The organism is Actinosynnema sp. NPDC037264, assembly GCF_055603705.1.
The window spans coordinates 51,440-72,573 of record NZ_JBVJVK010000009.1 but is presented as its reverse complement, the minus strand read 5'-3'; the positions used below and the strand labels follow the sequence as shown (position 1 = coordinate 72,573).

Genomic DNA, 21,134 nt, shown 5'->3' with positions numbered 1-21,134 from the left:
TCCACGCGCCGGTGGAGACACCCGTCAAGTGGGCGCGCCGACACCAGGCACGAACGGCCTATGAGTTTACCCGCCTGCCCGAGCGCGGCCTCACCCGGCGTCGAAGTAGGCGTTCCGCAGGTACTCGTTGACCGCCTTCTCCGGCACCCTGAACGACTTGCCGACGCGCACCGCCGTCAGCTCACCGGAGTGGACCAGGCGGTACACCGTCATCTTGGACACGCGCATCATCAGCGCGACCTCGGCGACCGTCATGAATCTGACTTGACCGAGTGACTTCTCCTCCGCAGGCATGGATCACCGCGTCCTTCGACACGCGTCGTGCCGTCGGCTTCCCCACCGACGGTTCGACACGCACGTGCTCCCCTGAGGGTAACGGGACGGGTGGGACTGGTGCGACGGCCAATGGCGGTATCAGTCCGCCTCGTGGTCGCGTCCCAGTTCCACCGAACGGTCGCGGGCCGCCTCGATGGCCGCCAGCATGGCCGCGCGCACGCCGTGCTTCTCCAGCTCGCGGATGGCCATGATGGTGGTGCCGGCGGGCGACGTGACGGCCTCCCGCAGGATGACCGGGTGCTGGTCGCCCTCGTTCAGCATGGTGGCCGCGCCGACCGCCGACTGGATGATCAGCCGACCGGCCAGGTCGCGCGGGATGCCGAGCAGGATGCCCGCGTCGATCATGGCCTCGACCAGGTAGAAGAAGTAGGCGGGGCCGGAGCCGGACAGCGCGGTGACGGCGTCCTGCTGGTTCTCCGGGACCCGGGCCACCTTGCCGACCGTCGTCAGCAGCTCCTCGACCAGGTTCAGGTGCTCGTCGGTGGCGTACTTGCCCGCCGAGATGGCGCTCATCGCCTCGCCGACGAGCATCGGGGTGTTCGGCATGACCCGGACCACCGGGGTGCTGTCGGGCAGCCTGCGCTCGTACAGGGACGTCGGCAGGCCCGCGCACAGGGACACCACGAGCGTGCCGGGCTTGAGCACGGGCGCGAGCTCGTCCAGCAGCGGTTCGATGTCCTGCGGCTTGACCGCGACCACGAGGACGTCGGCCCGCTGCGCCGCGCCGGGCACGTCGAGGCCCTCCACCCCGTACCGCTCGGTCAGCGCGGCGGCCCGCTCCGGGTGCTTCTCGGTGAACAGCAGGTCGTCGGCCTTGCGCCCGCCTTGAAGCAGCCCCGACAGCAGCGCTTCACCGATCTTGCCAGCCCCCAACACGGCGATCCTCGTCATGCGCCAAGCGTGCCACGCCACCACGCCGGACCCACGCGCGTCCCACTTTCAGGAACCCGGGTTCACCGCTCAGTTCGCCGGCGTCAGCGCCAACTGCCGCGCCTGGCACACCAGCCGCCCCGCCGAGTCGATCACCACCGCGTCCTCGTCGAACCACTGCCCGTGCACCGCGCTGCACGACACCCGCACCCGCAGCCACCCCGGCGCCGGGTTCGCCCGCAGCAACCCCGTCAGCTGCACGGTCGGCGACCACCCGAACCGGCCGAGGTTGAACGTCACGGGCATCGAGACGTCACCGGCGACCAGCGCGAAGTACGGGTCCGGCCGCTCACCCAGCGGACGCACCCACAGCCGCAGCACCAGGGGGTCGCCGACCCGTCCGGTCAGGAACCCGGCGCCCGCCTGGTCCAGCCGCACGTCGCACACCGCGCCGAGCTTGTACACACCGCCGGAGCCCATCGACGCCAGGTCGACCGCGTCCGCGGGCGGCGCGGCGGGCATGTCGGGCAGGTCGGCGTAGTCCGGCTCGGCCGTCGGCATCCGCCCGACCGTCACCACCGCCTCCACGCAGCTGCGCCCGCGCTGCTCCAGCGTCGACGTCACCACGGTCGCCGTCCGCCCCGCCTTGCGCACCTCGGTCCGCACCAGCACCGGCCCCACCTCGGGCGCGCGCAGGAACTGCGCGCTCACCGCGAGCGGCGCGAGGTCGTCCGCACCCGGCACGGCCGCCCGCGCGCCGTCCACCGCCGCCCGCGCCACCAAGGCCAGCAGGAACCCGCCGTGCGGCTTGGGGCCGACAGTCCACTCGGCGGGCAGGGACGCGGTGTACGTGCCGTCGCCGAGGGGGCGGACCGCACTGGCTACCGAGAAGGACACAGGGCTCCTCACGAGCGGGTGACCAGCGAACGCAGGAAGAACGCGACGTTGGCCGGCCGCTCGGCCAGCCGGCGCATCAGGTACCCGTACCACTGACCCCCGTACGGCACGTAGACGCGCACGACGTGCCCCTCCGCCGCCAGGTGCCGCTGCTCGCCCGGCCGGACGCCGTAGAGCATCTGGAACTCGAAGTCCTCGACCGCCTTGCCGTACCAGCGGGCGCGTTCGGAGACGATCTCGATCAGGCGCGGGTCGTGGGTGGCGAACATGGGGTAGCCGGAGCCGGCCAGCAGGACGTTGGCGCAGCGCACGTAGTTGAGGTCGACCTCGTGCGGGTCGAGGTAGGCCGCCGACGGCGGTTCGGCGTACGCGCCCTTGCACAGCCGCACGCGCGTGTCCGCGAGTTCGCGCACGTCGTCCAGGGTGCGGCGCAGGTACGCCTGGAGCACCGCGCCCACCGACGGCCAGTGGCGGCGCAGTTCGGCGAGCACGCGCAGGGTGGCGTCGGTGGTGGTGTGGTCCTCCATGTCGAGCGTGACCGTGGTGCCCGCCTGCTCGGCCGCCGCGCAGATGCGGGAGGCGTTGTCCAGGGCGACCGTCTCGCCCAGGCCGAGGCCCACGGCGGACAGCTTCACGCTCACCTCGGCGTCCGCGGCGAGGCCGACGTCGTGCAGCTGGTCGAGCAGCTCCAGGTAGGCGCGCACGGTCCGTTCGGCGGTGGCTCGGTCGGTGGTGTCCTCGCCGAGGTGGTCGAGGGTGACGCGCAGGCCGTCGCCGATCAGCCGGCCGGCGGCGTCGATCGCGTCGGCGGTGCTCTCGCCCGCCACGAACCGGCGCACCACGTCGCGGCTGACGGGCGCGGTCGCGACGACCCGGCGCACCGCGTCGTTGCCCGCGGCGGCGAGGATCAACGTGCGCAACGGGTTCACGATCAAGACCCTAGCCGCTGACCGGCGCCGGAGCGGATGTGAGTTCGCCGTCGGTCGACCTGAGCCCCGGATTCGGGGGTGCTGAACGTGGGACACGCACGACGCGAACGTGGGACACGCGCGTTTTGCGTGGTCAGAGGTGCAGGCGGGCGAACAGGAGTGATTCGGTCAGCAGTTCGGTGCGCTCGGCGGCGGTGCGGGCGCGGCGGGTGTTGACCTCCAGCACGACCTGCCCGGTGAAGCCCGTCCGGGTCAGGTGGGACAGCAGCTCGCCGCACGGCTGCGTGCCGCGGCCGGGCACCAGGTGCTCGTCCTTGGGCAGGCCGGCGCCGTCCGCCAGGTGCACGTGGGTCAGCCCGTCGCCCATCCGCTTGGCCAGCTCCATCGTGTCCACGTGCGCGGCCGAGGCGTGCGACAGGTCCAGCGTGTAGTTCCGGTGGCCGACGTCGGTCGGGTCGATCGACGGTCGGAACGCCGTGACCTGCACCGATCGCCCACGCCCGAGGGGACGCCGCACCGGGAACATGTTCTCCACCGCGATGGCGACGCCGCTCTCGTCCTCCAGCGACGCGACCAGGTCAGCGAAACCGTCCGCGTACCGCCGCTGCCACACGAACGGCGGGTGCAGCACGACCGTCCGCGCACCCAGGTCACCGGCCGCCCGCACGCTGCGCCGCAGCCGCTCGACCGGGTCCGGCGACCACACGCGCTGGCTGATGAGCAGGCACGGCGCGTGCACGGCCAGCACCGGCACCCGGTAGCGCTTCGAGAGCCGGTCGACCGCCTTCACGTCCTGGCTCACGGGGTCGGCCCACACCATGACCTCGACGCCGTCGTACCCGAGCTCCGCCGCCGCCTCGAACGCGGCGCCCGCGGGCTGCGGCCACACGGCCGCGGTGGACAGCCCGACCGGGATCAAGAGTTCACCAGCAGCATCGCCGCCGGCGACACCGTCACGATCAACCCGACGAGCACCGCCAGGACCGTCGTCTGGAGGTCGTCGGCCCGGCGGATCTTGCGGACCATCATCACCAGGCCGACGGTCACCGCCAGGGCCACCACCAGCGCGGCGGGCGCGGCCGTGCGCCACAGGAAGTTGAAGCCGAGCCACAGCGCCGCGCCACCGATCACGCCCGCGGCCAGCTGCCCGATCATGAGCAGCCACTCCTTGCCCGCCGAGCGGTCGGCGGGGCGCTCCTCGTCCTCGTCGTCGTCGATGTCGGCCAGCCCGGCCGGTCCGTCGTCGTCGAGGTCGCGGCGCTTGAAGTCGCGGCGCGGGTAGTCGTCGTCCTCGTCTTCCTCGTCGAGGTCGACGTACGGGTGGAACGCGGTGCTCTCGCCCTCGACGGCCTCTTCCGGCTCGTCGTCGCCGAACCAGTCCTCGGCGGACTGGTCGGGCAGCGGGTCGGGCAGGCGCGGCGGCGCGGGCGGCACGATCAGCACCGACTCGGTCGGCAACGACTCCAGCGGCACGTTCGGCGCCAGCTTGTCGGTGATGCGCGGCATCACCTCGGTCACCGGCTCGCGAACGGGCGGCTTCACCGCAGGCGGCGCGCCGGGCGGCACGGGCCGCACCACGTTCGAGCGCGACGACTCGGGCTTGACCGGCGGTTTCGGCAGGTTGGGCCGGGACGGCTCGCCCTGGTAGTCCGCCACGATCGGCGGCACGACCCGGGTCTCCTCGGCGGGGTCGACCTCGGGCGCGCGTCTGCGCCCGGATTCGGCCTGCTTCGGCGGCTCGAGCCGGGACACGGGTGGTTCCAGCCGGGAGACCGGCGGTTCCAGCCGGGAGACCGGCGGCTCCAGCCGGGAGACCGGCGGCTCGGGGCGGGACACCGGCGGCTGGTAGGCCGTGCGCTCGGACTCGACGGCTCGCTGCCGCTGCGGCAACGGCGCGGGCGGCGGTGCGGCCGGCGGCGGGGGTGCGGACGGCGGCGGCGCGGACGGCGCGGGTTCGTCGCGGAGGGCGCGCAGCCTGCCGCTGTCGGAGTTGACCCGGTCGATGATGGCCTGCGGAGCGGTGTCCGAGGCCTCTTCGGCACGGCGCCGTCGCCGACGCGGCGTCACCTCGCCGGAGCCCCCGCCGCCGTACTGGGCGAGCAACTCCGCGACGGTGCGCTGGGTCTGCTCCGACTCGCTCTCTCGACTCATCAACTCCACCGTGCCCCGTGGCGGCCAGTCCGTCCAGTGTCACCCGTCCGGCGGGTGTGGTCCGGCGCGGTGTCCAGGTCCGAACCATTAGTGTGGTCCAGCCGACGCAGGATGACACCTTCCCGCAGCGCCCAGGGGCAAATCTCCAGCTCGCCGAGTGACAGTGCTCGCATGGTGGCCTCCGCCACCAACGCGCCCGCCACCAGCTGGTGGGCACGGCTCGCGCTCACCCCTTCGAGCTCGGCCAGGTCGGCCGCGGACATCCGGGAGATGAACGCGATGAGCTGGCGCAGGCCCGCGTCGGTGAGCACGCGTCGCGCGCGCGGACCGGCCGAGGACGGCGCCGCGCCGGTCAACCGGGCCAGCGTGCGGAACGTCTTCGACGTCGCGACCACCCGATCGGGAGCACCCACGCGGAGGAGCTTCTTCGCCACCGGCGCCAGCTGCTCGGCCAGCCACGCGGTGGTCTCGCGCACCTCGGCCCTGGTGGGCGGGTCGTTGCGGAACCGGGTCCGCGTCAGCCTGCCCGCGCCCAGCGGCACCGAGAACGCCTCCTCCGGCTCCTCGTCGACGCCGACCGCCAGCTCCAGCGACCCGCCGCCGATGTCGAGGCACAGCAGCCTGCCCGCCGACCAGCCGTACCAGCGGCGCACCGCGAGGAACGTGTACCGCGCCTCGTCCTCGCCGGTCAGCACCTGCAGGTCGACGCCGGTCTCGGCGCGCACCCGGTCCAGCACCTCGGCGGAGTTGCCCGCCTCGCGCACCGCGGACGTGGCGAACGCCATCAGGTCCTCGCAGCCGAGCCGCTCCGCCGCCGCCTTGGACGCGGCGACGGTGCGCACCAGCTGGTCGGCGCCCGCCCGCCCGAGCAGCCCGGAGCCGTCCAGCTGCTCCGCGAGGCGCAGCACGGACTTCTCCGAACTCATCGGCGTCGGGTGGGCACCACGATGGGCGTCCACCACCAAGAGGTGGACGGTGTTGGACCCGACATCAAGCACCCCTAGGCGCACGCGGTGCACCGTACCCGGTCGGGGTGATCAGGATTCGAACTTGTATCCCAGTCCGCGAACGGTGACCAGGTGGCGCGGCGCCGACGGGTCGGGCTCGATCTTCGACCGCAGCCGCTTGACGTGCACGTCCAGGGTCTTGGTGTCGCCGACGTAGTCCGCGCCCCACACCCGGTCGATCAGCTGGCCGCGGGTCAGCACCCGGCCGACGTTGCGCAGCAGGTACTCCAGGAGGTCGAACTCCTTGAGCGGGAGGCTCACCTCGGCCCCGTCCACGGTCACCACGTGCCGCTCGACGTCCATCCGCACCGGGCCGGCCTCCAGGACCTGCGGCAGCAGCTCCTCGGACTCGCCGCCGCGTCGCAGCACGGCCCGGATCCGGGCGATCAGCTCGCGGGCCGAGTACGGCTTGGTGACGTAGTCGTCCGCGCCCAGTTCCAGGCCGACGACCTTGTCGATCTCGCTGTCCCGCGCCGTGACCATGATCACCGGCACGGCGGAGCGGGCGCGCAGCTGCTTGCACACGTCCGTGCCGCTCATGCCGGGGAGCATGAGGTCGAGCAGCACGATGTCGGCGCCGTTGCGGTCGAACTCCTCCAGCGCCTCCTGGCCGGTGGCCGCGAGCGCCGCGGTAAAGCCCTCCTTGCGCAGCAGGAAGGCGAGCGGATCGGCGAAGGACTCCTCGTCCTCCACGATGAGCACCCTGGTCACAGCTCTCCTCCGTGGTTGCTGCCCGCGCCGCTCGGCACGGGGCTCGCCAGCTCCTGCGTGGGCAGGTCCTGGGTGGGCTCCTCCTGGTCGGGATGAGCCGGGATGCGCAGCGTGAAGGTGGAGCCGGTGCCCGGCAGGCTCCACAGCCTCACCTCGCCGCCGTGGTTGTTGGCGACGTGCTTGACGATGGCGAGCCCGAGCCCGGTGCCGCCGGTGGCGCGCGACCGGGCCTTGTCGACGCGGTAGAAGCGCTCGAACACGCGGGTCTGCTGGTCCTCGGCGATGCCGATGCCGCGGTCGGTGACGGCGATCTCGACGAAACCGTCGACGAGCTTGCGGCTGACCGACACCGGGCTGCCCGGCGGCGAGTACGCGACCGCGTTGTCCAGGAGGTTGCTCAGGGCCGTGACCAGCAGCGTCCGGTCGCCCTCGACTTCCAGCCCGCTCGGGGAGTCGGTGGCGATCTCGATGCCCGCGGACTCGGCGGCCAGCCTGGAGCGGCCCATCGCCTCGTCGATGACCACGTCGACCTCGACCCGGCTGAGCTCCGGCAGCTTCTCCGCGCCCTGCAGGCGCGACAGCGCGATCAGCTCGGTGACCAGGGTGCCCAGCCGGGTGGCCTCCTGCATGATCTTGGCGCTGAACCGGCGGACCTCCTCCTGGTCGTCCGCGGCGTCCAGCACGGCCTCGGCCAGCAGCGCGAGCGCGCCGACCGGGGTCTTGAGCTCGTGGCTGACGTTGGCCACGAAGTCGCGCCTGGTGGCCTCCAGCCGCACCGACTCGGACTCGTCGGTGGCGTCGACCACCACGAAGCCCTCGGTGAGCACCTTCACGGTGGCGTGCACGGCCTGCGGCTGGCGGCCCTTGATGACCTCCAGCGACGACAGGTCCACCGAGATCACCCCACCGTTGCGGCGGGCCATCTCGGCGGCGCGTCTGGCCCGGTCGTCCACGCGGTTGTTGCGCACCACGCCCAGCTCCTCGGCGCGGGCGTTGTGCAGCACGACGTCACCGAAGCCGTTGAGCACGACGATGCCGTCGGGTGAGGAGTGGACGACCCTGGCCATGAGGTCGGCGACGGTGAGTCCGCGCGGACGCGTCTCACGGGCGCGTGCGGTGGTCCGTCCGGCGAGAAACGCGACGCCGCCGATCAGCAGAGCGCCGATCGACAGGACGAGGTAACCCGTTGCGGTCACAAGCGCATCGTAAGCAGGTCAGGCCGGGTGCGGCCTAGAGCTGACGCCTGGTTCGTGACTCCTGCGACACCGTCCGGGGCCGATGTTCTCCCGGCGGACGACCGCCGTTCACCCAATCGTGTCCAATTGAGTCAGGCGTGTTCGGACAGGTGCAGAACCGCGGAAGCCGGGTTCTCCTCCAGGTGACGAGCGGAGGACGTACCGGGGGCGCCGGCCGAGGGGTGGAACGCGAGACGGCGGCACGTGCGCCGGGTGTGCCCTGCGCGCGTGCCGCCGTCCGGTGGGGTTCGACTAGCGGCCCTGGTTGGCCACGGCCTTGATCGCGTCCGCCGCCGCGTCCGGGTCGAGGTACTCGCCGCCCGGCTTGAGCGGCTTCAGCTCGTCGTCCAGGTCGTAGCGCAGCGGGATGCCGGTGGGGATGTTCAGGCCCGCGATGGCATCGTCCGAGATGCCGTCGAGGTGCTTGACCAGGGCGCGCAGCGAGTTGCCGTGCGCGGCCACGAGCACCGTCCGGCCGGCGCGCAGGTCCGGCACGATCGAGGACTCCCAGTACGGGATCATCCGCTTGACCACGTCCAGCAGGCACTCGGTGAGCGGCAGGTCGGGGCCGAGGTCGGCGTAGCGGGGGTCGCTGTCCTGGCTGAACTCGGTGCCGGGCTCGATCGGCGGCGGCGGGGTGTCGTACGAGCGGCGCCAGAGCATGAACTGCTCCTCGCCGAACTCGTCCAGCGTCTGCTTCTTGTTCTTGCCCTGGAGCGCGCCGTAGTGGCGCTCGTTGAGCCGCCAGTCCCGGCGGACCGGGATCCAGTGCCGGTCGGCCGCGTCGAGGGCGAGGTTGGCGGTGCCGATGGCCCGCCGCAGCAGCGACGTGTGCACGACCTCCGGCAGCACGCCCGCTTCGCGCAGCAGCACGCCGCCGCGCTTCGCCTCGTTCACACCTTTCTCCGAGAGGGGGACGTCCACCCAACCGGTGAACAGGTTCTCCGCGTTCCAGACGCTCTCGCCGTGGCGGAGCAGCACCAGGGTTCCGACAGCCATGGGCGTCAGCCTGCCAGATGGACCGGGCCGGCTCACGTCGGCGGCAGGTGTGATCTTGATCGGTGCAGCGGGCGGGCCGGGCCGGGTCTCCCCGACCCGGCCCGAAGCCGATCAGCCGCCGAGGCCCTGGACGTCCACGAGCCCACCGGTCATGCCCCCGATGCCGCCGGCTCCACCGGTCACGGCACCGAGGCCGCCACCCAGCGGGCCCAGCACGCCGGAGAGGGCGCCCAGGAGGTCGCCACTGGGAACGGCGTCCATCGCGCCCTTCGCCGTCCGCTCCGCCGGTGCGTCGGAGGCGTTGGCGGCCGGGGCAGCCAGCAGGATGACGGCGGTGGCGCCGGCCGCGACGGCCAGCCTTCCGAGGATGCGCATGCGGTGTTCTCCGATGTGTGGTTCCGATTTGCACCCGACATGGTTGTGGAGCGTGACGAGCCCTGCTCGCCGAGTAGTGGGTGTCAACACCATCGAGTGATCACCACAGCATCGACGTGACGATGCTCGACTTCACTGGCGGCGCAGTCGACGCAGGTCAGCCATGGCCCACAAGGCTCACCTGCGCCAACCGGTCACCCGATCAACTGGCCTCACGAGCACGGAGGTCCTTGCGCAGGATCTTGCCCGAGGCCGACTTCGGGATCGCTTCGATGAACTCCACGACCCTCACCTTCTTGTGCGGGGCGACCTGGGACGCCACGAACTCCATCACGCCGGACTCGTCCAGCGCCGTGCCCGGCTGGCGGACGACGAAGGCCTTCGGCACCTCCTCGCCCTCCGCGTCACGCACGCCGACCACGGCCGCGTCGGCGATCTCCGGGTGCGTCAGCAGCACTGCCTCCAGCTCCGCCGGCGGCACCTGGTAGCCCTTGTACTTGATCAGCTCCTTGACCCGGTCGACGATGCTGACCAGGCCGTTCTCGTCGATGATCCCGACGTCGCCGGTGTGCAGCCAGCCGTCCTCGTCGAGCGTGGCGGCGGTGGCGTCGGGGTTGTTCAGGTAGCCCTTCATGACGTTCGGGCCGCGGCACCACAGCTCGCCGCGCTCGCCCACGCCCACGTCCTCGCCGGTGGCCGGGTCGACGAAACGGCACTCCATGTTCGGCGCGATGACGCCGACCGTGCCGACGGGGATGTCGTCGCGGCCGTCCGGGATCGCGTGGCTGACCGGGCTCATCTCGGTCATCCCGTAGCCCTGCGAGACGCGGCAGCCCAGCCGCTTGGCCACGGCCGCCGCGAGGTCGACGTCCAGCGGCGCGGCGCCGGAGAAGATCGTGTCGATGCCGGAGAGGTCGTACTGGTCGACCAACGGGTGCTTGGCCAGCGCCACGGCGACCGGCGGCGCGATGTACACGCGGTCGGTCCGGTGGTCCTGGATCACCCGCAGGAACTCGGCCAGGTCGAACTTCGGCAGCGTCACCACCGTCGCGCCGACGTGCAGGCCGTTGTTCATCAGCACCTGCATGCCGTAGATGTGGAAGAACGGCAGCACGGCGAGGATCTTCGTGTCCCCGCCGACCTGGAGCAGGGGCCCGCACTGGATGATGTTCGCGACCAGGTTGCGGTGCGTCAGCATCACGCCCTTGGCCCGGCCGGTCGTCCCCGACGAGTACGGCAGCACGGCCACGTCCCGCGCCGGGTCGATCGACACCTCCGGCACCGGCTCGGCGTTCGCCAGCAACGACGACAGGCTGGGGTAGCCCTCGGCGGCGTCCAGCACGACCACGTCGGAGATGCCCGCCTTCTCGGCGCCCGGCGCGGCGTTCGGCAGCAGCACGGACACCGTGAACAGCATCTTCGCGCCGGCATCCGTCAACTGGTGCGCGACCTCGTCCGCCGTGTAGAGGGCGTTGATGGTGGTCGCGGTGGCGCCCGCGCGCAGGATGCCGTGGAACACGACCGCGTAGTACGGGGTGTTCGGGCTGAGGATGCCCACGACGTCGCCCTTGCCGATCCCCCTGGCGGCCAGCGCGGCGGCCAGGCGGTCGACCGCCCCGGCCAGTTGGCCGTAGGTCAGCGACGCACCTGAGGTGCCGTCGACCAGGGCCACCCGGTCGACGCGCTCGCCGAGGTCGGCGAACAGCAACTCGTGCAGCGAGACGTCCGGGACCGCGACATCGGGGAACGGACTGCGGAAGACCATGCGGCTGCCTCATTCATCCTGGGGGCGGGATCCCGTCATCGTGAGTCAAGCCACATCGCTGGTCAAGGCGGTCGCCGGTCGCGCTACAGCGTTACTTAACTCGGCTAAGAACACACGAATGGACTAGCGCCGGCCCTTGTGGTGATCACCGGCCATCTGCCAAGTTGGCATGGCCTTCGCGGGTCGACTCCCACGCACTCCGATCGACCCGCGCGGCTACCGCGGTTCGCAATCCCCCCGTCGAACCGCGGCCCGCTTGGAAGCCCGGGCTCCCCCCGCCCGGATCCACCTCAGCGGGGACTGACGCGGGGCGGCTTGAGTTCGCGACTCCCCCTCTCTCCCAAGCCGCCCCGCGCTCCCGCGCCGGCCGGCCCGCTACGGCGTGCTCGACGACGCGACCGGCTCGACGGTCACGGCCCTCCGGCGACGCCGCCACCACAGGTAGCCGAACGCCGGCACCCCCAGCACCACCGCGAACGGCAGCACGCCGCCCAGCACCACCAGCAGCCAGCCGAACGCCGTCACCAGCGCCTTCCAGCCACCGGCGAACGCCTCCAGGAAGTCGTTCTCGTCCGTCACGACCACCGGCTCGCCCGTCGCCGAGATGACGACGGTCAACGTCGACATGGCGACCTGGCCCTTCAACGTCTCGTACCGGCGTTGCAACGACTCCAGCTCGGACTGCCGCTTGGTCAGCTCGGCCTCGATGTCGGTGATCTCGGACGTGGTCGTGGCCCGCTCCAGCAGCCCCCGCACCCGCTCCACGCTGGCCCGCTGGTTGGCGATCCTCGCCTCTACGTCCACGATCTGCTCGGTCACGTCCTCGGTCTGCAGCTCACGCCTGCTGACCTCGACGCCCTCCAACTTGGCGATCGACTCCATCACCTGGTCGAGCCGGTCGCCGGGCACCTTGAACGTCACCGACGCCCGGTTGGACTGCGACTTCTCCTGCGCCGAGTACCCGCCCTCCGCGATCACCAGGTCCTTGACCCCGGACAGCACCGCGTTCGAGTCCGGCGCGCGCAACTCCACCGTCGCCGTGCGTATGAGCTGCCGGTTCTGCTGCGCCGACGTGCCCGCCTGCTGCGCCTCACCCGTGCCGGCCGACTCCTGCTTCGGCGTGCCGCCGCCCCGCTGGGCGTTGTCCTGCGCCGGCACCGGCGCGGCCACATCCGCCGCCGACCCCGAGTTGTTCGCCGCACAACCCGCCAGCGCCAGCACCGCGAACGCGGCGACCGCCAATCCCACCCGTCTGCCCATGTGCCCCTCCCTGGTTTCCGGTCACTGGTGGGACGGGGCCCGGGCTCACCCCCGTTGCTCCCGCGCGATCACGATTCGGACACCAGGTGCCGGAACGCCTCGAGGTTGGCCAGCGACTCGCCGCGCGAGACCCGCCAGTCCCACTCCCGCTGGATGGCGCCGGCGAACCCGATCTCCAGCAACGTGTTGAAGTCGCCGTCGGCGGCCTCCACCACCTGCCCGAGCACGCGGTCCAGCTCGTCGGGCGTCACGGCGTGCGGCGCGATCCGGCCGACCAGGTAGATGTCGCCGGTCGTGTCGATCGTGTAGTGCACGCCGTACAGCTTGGCGTTGCGCCGCAACAGGAACCGGTAGACGTCCTCGTGCGCCTCGTCCGGTTTGCGGCAGACGAACGCCTCCACCACCAGGGCGTGCCTGCCGACCACCAGCCAGCAGTTCGTCTGGAGCTTCTTCGTGCCGGGCAGCGTCACGAAGAACCGCCCCGGCTCCTTGCGGTCGTAGCGCAGCTCGCGGTCGTCCAGCGTCGACTTGATGACGTCGTCCAGGCTCAAGCGATGACCTCCTCGCGGAACACGTCCCGGGCTTCGGCGTACCCGGCGAGGAGTGAATCAGTCGTGCGGTCCCAGGAGAACCGGCGGGCGTGGCCGACGGCGTTGCTGGCCAGCTCCTCCCGGCACGCGGGGTTCAGCGCGATGCTCGACAGCACCCGCGCCCACGCGCCCGGGTCGTGACCGTCCACCAACGCCCCGGACACCCAGTCGCGCACCGCCACCGGCAACCCGCCCACCGCCGCCGCGACCACCGGCGTCCCGCACGCCTGCGCCTCCAGCGCCACCAGCCCGAACGACTCGTTGTAACTGGGCACCGCGACCACGTCGGCCGCGCGGTAGACCCTCGCCAACGCCTCACCGCCCTGCGGCGGCAGGAACCGCACCACGTCCGAGATCCGCAGCTCGGCCGCCAACCGCACCAGCTCGTCGGGCGTCTTCATCCCCGACCCCGACGGCCCACCGACCACCAGGACGACCAACCGCGACCGCAACCCGGGATCGCGCGCCACCATCTCCGCCGCCGCGCGCAACAGCACGTCCGGCGCCTTCAACGGCTGGATGCGCCCCACGAACGCCAGCACCACCGACTCCGGCCGCAACCCCAGCGCCGTCCGGGCACCGTCCCGATCACCGGGCGTGAACCGCTCCAGGTCCACGCCAGGCGGCACGACCAGCACCTTCGACGGGTCCGCGTCGTACAGCTTGACCAGCTCGGCCGCCTCGACGTCGGTGTTGGCCACCAGCCGGTCCGCCTCGGCGACCACCTGCTCCTCGCCGATCACCCGCATCCGCGGCTCAGGCGTGTCGTCGGCCGCCAGCGCCAGGTTCTTCACCTTCGCCAACGTGTGCGCCGTGTGCACCAACGGCACCGCCCACCGCTCCCGCGCCAACCACCCGACCTGCCCCGACAACCAGTAGTGCGAGTGCACGACGTCGTAGTGACCTGGTTCGTGCCGCGCCTCGGCCCGCAGCACACCCGCCGTGAAGGCGCAGAGCTGGCCGGGCAGCTCCTCCTTGCCCAGCCCTTCGAACGGCCCCGCGACCACGTGCCGCACCTTCACCCCGGGCGCCAGCTCCGCCACCGGCGGCAACTCCGAGGACGTCGCCCGGGTGAAGATCTCCACCGCGATACCCCGCTGCGCCATCCGCGTGGCGGTCTCCACGATGTAGACGTTCATCCCGCCCGCGTCGCCCGTGCCGGGCTGCTCCAACGGCGACGTGTGCACCGACAGCACCGCGACCCGCTTCACCGGGAGACCTCCGCCACGAACCGACCGAGGTCGGCCGCGAAGCGCTCCGGTCGTTCCAGGAACGGCGAGTGTCCGGTTCCGTCGTAGCGGCGCAAGTCGGCTCCGGGGATCAGGGCCGCCGCGTACTCACCGGCGGCCGGGTCGACCACCTCGTCGGCGGTGCCGTGCACGACCAGTGTCGGCTTGTCGACCGCCTTCAGCACGACGGCGCTGTCCACGTCCCGCCGGAACAGCTCCCGCCGGACCCGAGGCGGCACCCGCAACGCCGTGCCCAACATCCGCTGCACCACGTCACCGGCCAACCCGGGCGCCTGATCACGGCAGAACTGCGCCAACGCCGGCACCGCCACCGCCGGGTCGTCGGAGAACGCCGCCGGCAACGCCGCCTTCATCACCGGCCCGACAACCCCGCCGGGCCGATCCCGCCCCAACTCGGTGACCGCCCCGACCAGCACCAACCCACTGATCCCGGCCGTGCCGTGGAAACGCAGGTAGTCGGCTATCACCACCCCGCCGTACGACCACCCGACCACCACCGCGGGCCGCCCGACGTGATCGAGGACGGCCTTCAGATCAGCCGCCCAAACCTCCGACTCCCGATAACCGCCCTCGGCGACGTCCGACGCCCCGTGACCGCGCAGATCCACCGCGTAACCGCGCCACGACGGCTGAGGCGACCACACCTCCCCGGACTGCGCCCATCCGTGCACCAGCACGACCGCAGGGGCATCGGCCGGGCCCGACTCGCGAACCGACAGCCGGACGCCCTCGGCGTCGAGGAGAGTGTTCCGCACGACCTACGACAACGCGCGAATCATCCCACCACTTCCCGCGCAAGCGATTTTGCGCCATCAACCACACCAGCCAGACCCCACCGCCCACAACGGACAGGAACCCAAACCGCCCACAACGGACCCGCCACACCCCCACCGAGGCCCTCAACCACCACACAACGGACCCACACCGCACCCACCAAGGACCCTCAACCGCCGCACAACGGACCCACACCGCACCCACCAAGGACCCTCAACCGCCGCACAACGGACCCGCAGCGCACCCACCGAGGCCCGATTTGACATGGGTTCGGGTGCTTTAGGCTGGTCGAAGCCGGCAGGCCTGGCGGGACGCTCTTCCCCGCCGGGCCTGCCGGCTTTGGCCTGCCTGGAGTGCCCGTAAGGGCCCCATGTCAAATCGAGCCGGACCCGAGCGTGACCACCGACCCGAACCTGCGCGAGCAGTCAGGTCTTCACAGCGCGGACATCGTCTGCCACTGCGCCCAAGGGATCTGCCAGTCGTACCAGTCGAACTGCGCCGGCAACGTCGTGACCGACCCGGTCACCACCACCGGATCACCGACCATCGCGCTGTCGTAGTACGCCTTGGCATCGGCCTCCAACAGGTTCGCGCACCCGTGCGACGAGTTGAGCTTGCCGATGTTCGCCGCGTTGTCGTTGTTCTCGTGGATGAACTCACCGTGGTTGGAGAACCGCACCGACCACTTCTTCACGACGTTGGTGTAGCCGTACTGGGGGTTGTCGAAGCTCCACGTGTCGAACTTCTGCATCACCACGAACGTGCCGTTCGGCGTGGCCAGGTTCGGGTCGTCGTCCTTGCCGAACGACGCCGGGTAGGTCGCCACGGTCTGCCCGTCACGCTGCACGACCAGCTGGTGCGACGACGTGTCGATCTTCACGACCTGGTTGCGGCCGATGGTGAAGTCGCTGGTCACGTCCGCGCGACCGTACGCACCGCCACCGTAGGGCACCCCGTACAGCTTCGCCTCGACGTGGATCTGGGTGTTCGCGGGCCAGTACTGCTCCGGCCGGTAGTGGACCTCGCGCGAGCTGAGCCACGCCCAACTGCCCTTGACCCCGGCGGAGTTCGTCACCGTCAGCGCCTTCTCCACCGTCGCGCGATCCGCGACGTCGGCGTCGAAGTCGATCTTGATCGGCACCGCCACGCCCATGGTCTGGTTGTCGCCGGGGAACAGCGTCGCGCGCACCTGCGACGCGGGGTTCACCGTCGTGAACCCGCCCTTCAGCTCGACCGGCCTGCCATCCGTCCCGGTCGCCTTGCCCGCGTAGGTGTACGCCTTGCCGAACCCGAGCGGCTCCGTGCTGGACCACGACTTCTTGTCCTCGGCGAGCTTGCCCTCGACGGCCTTGCCCTCGGGGTTGGTGACCGCGACCTGGTCGATCGTGCCCTCGGCCACGGTGACCTGCACCGGCGCGTTCACGGGCGCGTCCACCGCTCCGTCCGCGGGCGCGGTGGTGAACTTGGCCACCGGCGGGTTGTCGCCGCCGATCGGTTTGGCGGTGCCCGTTTCCACCTTCGCCGAGCAGCCCGCCACCAGGGCCAAGCCGAGCAGCAGAGCCGCCACTGTCCTGTGCACGTTACGACCTCCTGATCGAAGGACGTCCCACCCGACTCCCGGTGCGAGTGATTCGCGTCACATCCGCGTCCCACGCCTAGGATCCCCGGTGTGAACCGTCCTATCGCAGTCGTGACCGGAGCCAGTGCGGGCATCGGCGAGGCCACCGCCCGCAGGCTCGCCGCCGAGGGCTTCCACGTGGTGCTCGGCGCTCGGCGGGTCGACCTCCTCAAGGCTATCGCGGATGAGATCGAGGGCACCGCGGTCGAGCTCGACGTCACCTCCGCCCCGTCGGTCGAGTCCTTCCTCGACGCCGTCCCGGCCGCGAACGTGCTGGTCAACAACGCCGGCGGCGCGCGCGGCCTGGCCACCGTCGCCGAGGCCGACGAAGAGCACTGGCGGTGGATGTGGGAGACCAACGTGCTCGGCACGCTGCGCGTCACCAAGGGCCTGCTGCCGAAGCTGATCGCCTCCGGTGACGGGCACGTGGTCACCGTCACCTCGGTCGCCGCCTACGAGGCCTACGACAACGGCTCCGGCTACACCTCCGCCAAGCACGCCCAATCCGCGCTTCACCGCACGCTGCGCGGCGAGCTGCTCGGCCAACCCGTGCGCGTGACCGAGATCCTCCCCGGCATGGTCGAGACCGACTTCTCCGTCAACCGGTTCGACGGCGACGCCGACCGGGCCGCGGCCGTCTACCAGGGCGTGACACCGCTGACCGCGGACGACGTGGCGGACGTGATCGCGTTCGCGGTGACCAGGCCGCCGCACGTCAACCTGGACCAGATCGTCCTCAAGCCCCGCGCACAGGCCTCCGCTTCGCGGGTGCACCGGGCCTGACCGGATCAGACCCGACCAAACCGCACAGGACCACCGAACGGCGTCGAACGGCATCACCCCGACGTCAGCAGCTCCACGTCCAGCTGGTCGAGCACCGGACCGATGGGGTTCGCGAACCCCCGGTCCGGGCTCCCGCCGCAGTACAACCCGACCACGCGGTTCGCGTCGTCGAGCAGCACCGCGCCCGAGTCGCCGTGATCGGCGAACCGGGGCGTCTCGATCCGGATCTGGTCGTACAGCGTCCGCACGCCCAGCTGCACCCCGAAGTCGAGCGTGATCGCCGCGTCCGTCGACGCCACCACGCCCTCCGTGACCGCCGTCGTCCGGCCGCGCTTGCGCACCCGGTCGCCGACCCGCGCCCGCGCACCACCTGTCACCGCGCCCAACCCCACCACCTCGGGCCGCACGCGGGGTGTCGTCAACGTGATCGCGGCGGCGTCCACGCGCGCCGACAACGCCGCCCGCGCCAGCACGCCGACCCGGTCGTGCACCGGGTGCCCGCCGTCGACCCGGGACGGGTGCACCATCGGGTCGCCGACCGCCCAGGCGTCGTCCACGCAGGCCACGTGGAACGACGTCAACGCCATCACGGTGTTCCGGCACCTCGGCGTGACCAGCGCGCCCAGCGTCCCGGCCACCACGTAGTCGTCCACCTCCGGCACGTCCGGCGGCACGAACCGGATCGCCCGGCTCGGCCCGATCCCGATGCCACCGGCCAGCGACTCGTGCCGCTCCGCACCGCTCACGCCCTCGGGCGACGCGATGGTGTGGTGCGGCCAGAACGTGTCCTCGACCACGTCCGTCGGCACGCCCAGCACGTCCGGCGGGATGGCGAACTGCGCGGCGTCGCCCTTGCGGCGGACGAACACGACGATCGCCAGCCGGCCGGTCGCCCGGCCGCCGACGGTCTTCTCGCCGAGGTCGACACCCACCACGCCGGGCCGGCTCAGGAAATCGTCCTCAACCAGCTTCTTGATCGGCCTGACGTTCGCGCGATCGTCGGGGTAGGCCATGACGACCTCCAACAGGTGCCCCTACCTCCATGAAACGCGTGGAGTGAGGATTCGTCACACCCAGTCACCCGTTCGGCGGTTCAACGGTCGGCGGCGTCCGGCGACGCAGAGCCACACCCGTCCACCGCCCGGCGACGCCCACGCCGCCCGAGGGCGTGCCGGAGCCGACGGCCGGCCCGCCTCACCCGAGCTCGCAGCCCACCAACACCGGCTCCGGGAGCAGCTCCACCCCGAACGCCGCCCGCACCCCGTCCCGCACCTCGCGCGCCAGGTCCAGCAGGTCCTCCGTCGACGCGCCGCCCCGGTTGGTCAGCGCCAGCGTGTGCTTGCCCGACAACGCCACCCGGCCACCCGGCCCGCGGTGCCCGCGCCCGAACCCGGCCCGCTCGATCAGCCACGCCGCCGACAGCTTCGAGTACCCGGCCCCCGCCGGGTACGTCGGCACCTCCACCTGCGGCCCGAGCCGCTCGGCGATCCGGATCAGCACCCCGGCCAACGTCGAGTCGTCCAGCAGCGGGTTGGTGAAGAACGAGCCCGCGCTCCACGTGTCGTGATCCGTCGCGTCCAGGACCATGCCCTTGCCGCGCCGCAGCTCCAGCACCGCCTTGCGGGCCGCGTCGGCGGGCACCCGGTCGCCCGGCGCGACGCCGAGCACCCTGGCCAGCTCGCCGTACCGGATGGGCGCGGACTGCCCGCCCGCGGTCAGCGCGAACCTCGCCCGCAGCACCACCGCGTGGTCGGTGCCCTTCAGCACGCTGGTCCGGTAGGCCAGGCCCAGGCCGTCCGCCGGCACCTGGTGCACGCGACCCGTGCGCCGGTCCAGCAGGTCCACCGAGGTCAGCACCTGCGCCACCTCGACGCCGTACGCGCCGACGTTCTGCACAGGCGTCGCGCCGACCAGGCCCGGGATGCCGGACAGGCACTCCAGCCCGCCCAACCCCTGCGCCACGGCCTCCGCGACGACCGAGTCCCAGTCCTCGCCCGCCTCCACGGTCAGCTGCACGAGGCCGTCGCCCAACGGGTCGAGCCGACGGCCGGACGTGCCGACGGCCACCACCGTGCCGGCGAACCCGGCATCGGACACCACCAGGTTCGAACCGCCGCCGAGCAGCAACAACGGCTCGCCGGCCGCGTCCAGCGCGCGGACGGTCTCGACCAGCTCGGCGGCTGTGGCGGCGCGCGTGAACCTCGTCGCAGGGCCACCGAGCCGCAGCGTGGTGCACTCGGCCAGCGGCACACGGGCACTGGAGGGCGGGGTGGTCACGACCGTGAACGGTAGCCTCCGCGACATGGCACGCCGCATCGAGCACCGAACCACGTCCCGCTGGCCGGCACGGGACGTGTACGCAGCGTTGGTCGACCAGACGTACCTGCGCGACCGGCTCGCCGAACTGGGTGGCACGAACCCGGAGCTGGTCGCCTTCACCACCACCGACCAGAGCACGTCCTACCAGCTCAAGCAGGGTGTGCCCGCCGACAAGCTGCCGTCGGTGGCCCGCGGCCTGCTCGGCGGCGACCTCGTCATCGACCGCGCCGAGTCGTGGACCGAGGCCGGTTACGCGGGCACGGTCGAGGTGACGCTGAACGGCGTCCCGGGCCGGCTGGACGGCACGATCACGCTCGCCGACACCGCGAGTGGGAGCGAACTCACCCTCACGGGTCAGGTCAAGGTGGGCATCCCGATCATGGGCGGCAAGTTGGAGGCGATGATCGCCGAACAGGTCTCGCTGCTGCTCGACAAGGAATCCGAGTTCACCGCCGAATGGCTCGCACGCCGCGCCTAGCCGCGGGCCGGGCGCGCGCGCTCGGCCTGCCCACGAGGGGCACCACCAACCCGAACCGCCTGCGCCGGGTCGACCGGTGGGTCGCGCACACCTACCGCGACCTGCTCTCCGCGCCCGAACCGCTGGTGGTCGACCTCGGCTACGGCTCCTCGCCGATCACCACCGTCGAGATGGCGGCACGGCTGCGCGCCGTGAACCCGGCCGTCCGCGTGCTCGGCCTGGAGCTCGACGCCGACCGGGTCGCCGCGGGCAAGGAGGTCGCCGACCCGCCCGGCCTCGACTTCCGGCGCGGCGGGTTCGAGCTGGCCGGCGCGCGCCCGCTGCTGCTGCGCGCGTTCAACGTGCTCCGGCAGTACACCGAGGAGCAGGCGGCCGAGGCGTGGGACACCATGGTCGGCCGCCTCGCGCCCGGCGGCGTGCTGGTCGAGGGCACGTGCGACGAGATCGGCCGCCGTTGCTGCTGGGTCGCGTTGACCGCGGACGGGCCGCAAACGTTCACGCTGTCCTGCCTGCCCGCCGACCTGGAGACCCCTGGTGACCTCGCCGAGCGGCTGCCGAAGGCGTTGATCCACCACAACGTGCCCGGCGAGAAGGTGCACGCCCTGCTCTGCGAACTGGACGCGTGCTGGGCGACGTGCGCGCCGTTCGCGCCCTACGGCCCGCGGGCGCGGTGGGTGGAGTCCGTGCGGCTGCTGGCCGACCGCGGCTGGCCGGTGCTGGACGACCGGAAGCGCTGGCGGCTCGGCGAGATCACCCTGTCCTGGGACGTGGTGAGTCCCTAGGCTGT

22 protein-coding genes are annotated in these 21,134 nt (G+C 71.8%); 3 read left to right on the top strand and 19 right to left on the bottom strand.

Annotation, left to right across the window (positions count from 1 at the left end):
* Window positions 1–90: 90 nt before the first annotated feature.
* The 17 genes from ACZ7GX_RS13545 to ACZ7GX_RS13465 form a co-directional block, all read right to left on the bottom strand.
* A complete protein-coding gene (locus tag ACZ7GX_RS13545) occupies window positions 91–294 on the bottom strand; it encodes a helix-turn-helix domain-containing protein (RefSeq protein WP_123745150.1) in 204 nt (67 codons plus the stop codon).
* Between the two features lie 120 nt (window positions 295–414).
* Complete coding sequence (proC, locus tag ACZ7GX_RS13540; RefSeq protein ID WP_498776302.1) at window positions 415–1,227, bottom strand: pyrroline-5-carboxylate reductase; 813 nt, start codon at window positions 1,225–1,227, stop codon at window positions 415–417.
* 69 nt (window positions 1,228–1,296) lie between these two features.
* Window positions 1,297–2,103, bottom strand: a complete 807-nt coding sequence (locus ACZ7GX_RS13535; RefSeq protein WP_498776300.1) for a thioesterase family protein — start codon at window positions 2,101–2,103, stop codon at window positions 1,297–1,299.
* Window positions 2,104–2,111: 8 nt separating this feature from the next.
* The gene (locus tag ACZ7GX_RS13530; protein ID WP_498776298.1) at window positions 2,112–3,032 is read right to left on the bottom strand and encodes a proline dehydrogenase family protein; all 921 of its coding nucleotides are present in this window, start codon (window positions 3,030–3,032) and stop codon (window positions 2,112–2,114) included.
* A gap of 133 nt (window positions 3,033–3,165) precedes the next feature.
* Window positions 3,166–3,951: a sugar phosphate isomerase/epimerase family protein gene (locus ACZ7GX_RS13525; RefSeq protein ID WP_498776296.1), complete on the bottom strand. Its 786-nt coding sequence runs from the start codon at window positions 3,949–3,951 to the stop codon at window positions 3,166–3,168.
* Window positions 3,948–5,183 (bottom strand): Rv0497 family membrane protein, encoded by a 1,236-nt coding sequence (locus tag ACZ7GX_RS13520; protein ID WP_498776294.1) that lies wholly within the window; start codon window positions 5,181–5,183, stop codon window positions 3,948–3,950. The genes ACZ7GX_RS13525 and ACZ7GX_RS13520 overlap by 4 nt, the downstream gene beginning before the upstream one ends.
* Entirely contained in the window at window positions 5,183–6,193 is a 1,011-nt protein-coding gene (locus ACZ7GX_RS13515; protein ID WP_498776292.1) for a Ppx/GppA phosphatase family protein, read from the bottom strand. Before ACZ7GX_RS13515 ends, ACZ7GX_RS13520 begins: the two co-directional genes overlap by 1 nt.
* Window positions 6,194–6,220: 27 nt before the next feature.
* Window positions 6,221–6,901 (bottom strand): response regulator, encoded by a 681-nt coding sequence (locus ACZ7GX_RS13510; protein ID WP_498776290.1) that lies wholly within the window; start codon window positions 6,899–6,901, stop codon window positions 6,221–6,223.
* Window positions 6,898–8,097, bottom strand: a complete 1,200-nt coding sequence (locus ACZ7GX_RS13505) for a sensor histidine kinase (protein WP_498776288.1) — start codon at window positions 8,095–8,097, stop codon at window positions 6,898–6,900. Before ACZ7GX_RS13505 ends, ACZ7GX_RS13510 begins: the two co-directional genes overlap by 4 nt.
* Before the next feature lie 291 nt (window positions 8,098–8,388).
* Window positions 8,389–9,135, bottom strand: coding sequence for a phosphoglyceromutase (locus tag ACZ7GX_RS13500; protein WP_498776286.1), 747 nt, complete (start codon window positions 9,133–9,135; stop codon window positions 8,389–8,391).
* Window positions 9,136–9,246: 111 nt separating this feature from the next.
* Window positions 9,247–9,510, bottom strand: coding sequence for a hypothetical protein (locus ACZ7GX_RS13495; protein ID WP_498776284.1), 264 nt, complete (start codon window positions 9,508–9,510; stop codon window positions 9,247–9,249).
* A 202-nt stretch (window positions 9,511–9,712) separates the two neighbouring features.
* Window positions 9,713–11,275, bottom strand: coding sequence for a 4-coumarate--CoA ligase family protein (locus tag ACZ7GX_RS13490; protein WP_498776282.1), 1,563 nt, complete (start codon window positions 11,273–11,275; stop codon window positions 9,713–9,715).
* A gap of 375 nt (window positions 11,276–11,650) precedes the next feature.
* A complete protein-coding gene (locus ACZ7GX_RS13485; RefSeq protein ID WP_498776280.1) occupies window positions 11,651–12,535 on the bottom strand; it encodes a DUF4349 domain-containing protein in 885 nt (294 codons plus the stop codon).
* 68 nt (window positions 12,536–12,603) lie between these two features.
* Entirely contained in the window at window positions 12,604–13,086 is a 483-nt protein-coding gene (locus ACZ7GX_RS13480) for a type III secretion system chaperone family protein (RefSeq protein WP_123745140.1), read from the bottom strand.
* A complete protein-coding gene (gene mshA / locus ACZ7GX_RS13475; protein ID WP_498776278.1) occupies window positions 13,083–14,336 on the bottom strand; it encodes a D-inositol-3-phosphate glycosyltransferase in 1,254 nt (417 codons plus the stop codon). Before mshA ends, ACZ7GX_RS13480 begins: the two co-directional genes overlap by 4 nt.
* Window positions 14,333–15,130 (bottom strand): alpha/beta fold hydrolase, encoded by a 798-nt coding sequence (locus ACZ7GX_RS13470; RefSeq protein WP_498776275.1) that lies wholly within the window; start codon window positions 15,128–15,130, stop codon window positions 14,333–14,335. Before ACZ7GX_RS13470 ends, mshA begins: the two co-directional genes overlap by 4 nt.
* A gap of 452 nt (window positions 15,131–15,582) precedes the next feature.
* The gene (locus ACZ7GX_RS13465; protein ID WP_498776273.1) at window positions 15,583–16,728 is read right to left on the bottom strand and encodes a L,D-transpeptidase; all 1,146 of its coding nucleotides are present in this window, start codon (window positions 16,726–16,728) and stop codon (window positions 15,583–15,585) included.
* A 90-nt stretch (window positions 16,729–16,818) separates the two neighbouring features.
* Between ACZ7GX_RS13465 and ACZ7GX_RS13460 the strand changes: the two genes are divergently transcribed.
* Entirely contained in the window at window positions 16,819–17,550 is a 732-nt protein-coding gene (locus tag ACZ7GX_RS13460) for an SDR family NAD(P)-dependent oxidoreductase (protein WP_498776271.1), read from the top strand.
* 53 nt (window positions 17,551–17,603) lie between these two features.
* On the opposite strand, the gene ACZ7GX_RS13455 is transcribed toward ACZ7GX_RS13460, so the two are convergent.
* A complete protein-coding gene (locus ACZ7GX_RS13455; RefSeq protein ID WP_498776269.1) occupies window positions 17,604–18,563 on the bottom strand; it encodes a chymotrypsin family serine protease in 960 nt (319 codons plus the stop codon).
* 181 nt (window positions 18,564–18,744) lie between these two features.
* Window positions 18,745–19,854 carry a UDP-N-acetylmuramate dehydrogenase gene (locus tag ACZ7GX_RS13450; RefSeq protein WP_498776267.1) on the bottom strand — a complete coding sequence of 370 codons (1,110 nt, stop codon included), beginning with the start codon at window positions 19,852–19,854 and terminating at the stop codon, window positions 18,745–18,747.
* Between ACZ7GX_RS13450 and ACZ7GX_RS13445 the strand changes: the two genes are divergently transcribed.
* Window positions 19,853–20,347, top strand: a complete 495-nt coding sequence (locus ACZ7GX_RS13445; protein ID WP_498776264.1) for a DUF2505 domain-containing protein — start codon at window positions 19,853–19,855, stop codon at window positions 20,345–20,347. The two genes, ACZ7GX_RS13450 and ACZ7GX_RS13445, sit on opposite strands and share 2 nt — an antisense overlap.
* Window positions 20,326–21,129, top strand: coding sequence for a class I SAM-dependent methyltransferase (locus tag ACZ7GX_RS13440; RefSeq protein WP_498776259.1), 804 nt, complete (start codon window positions 20,326–20,328; stop codon window positions 21,127–21,129). The genes ACZ7GX_RS13445 and ACZ7GX_RS13440 overlap by 22 nt, the downstream gene beginning before the upstream one ends.
* Window positions 21,130–21,134 lie beyond the last annotated feature (5 nt).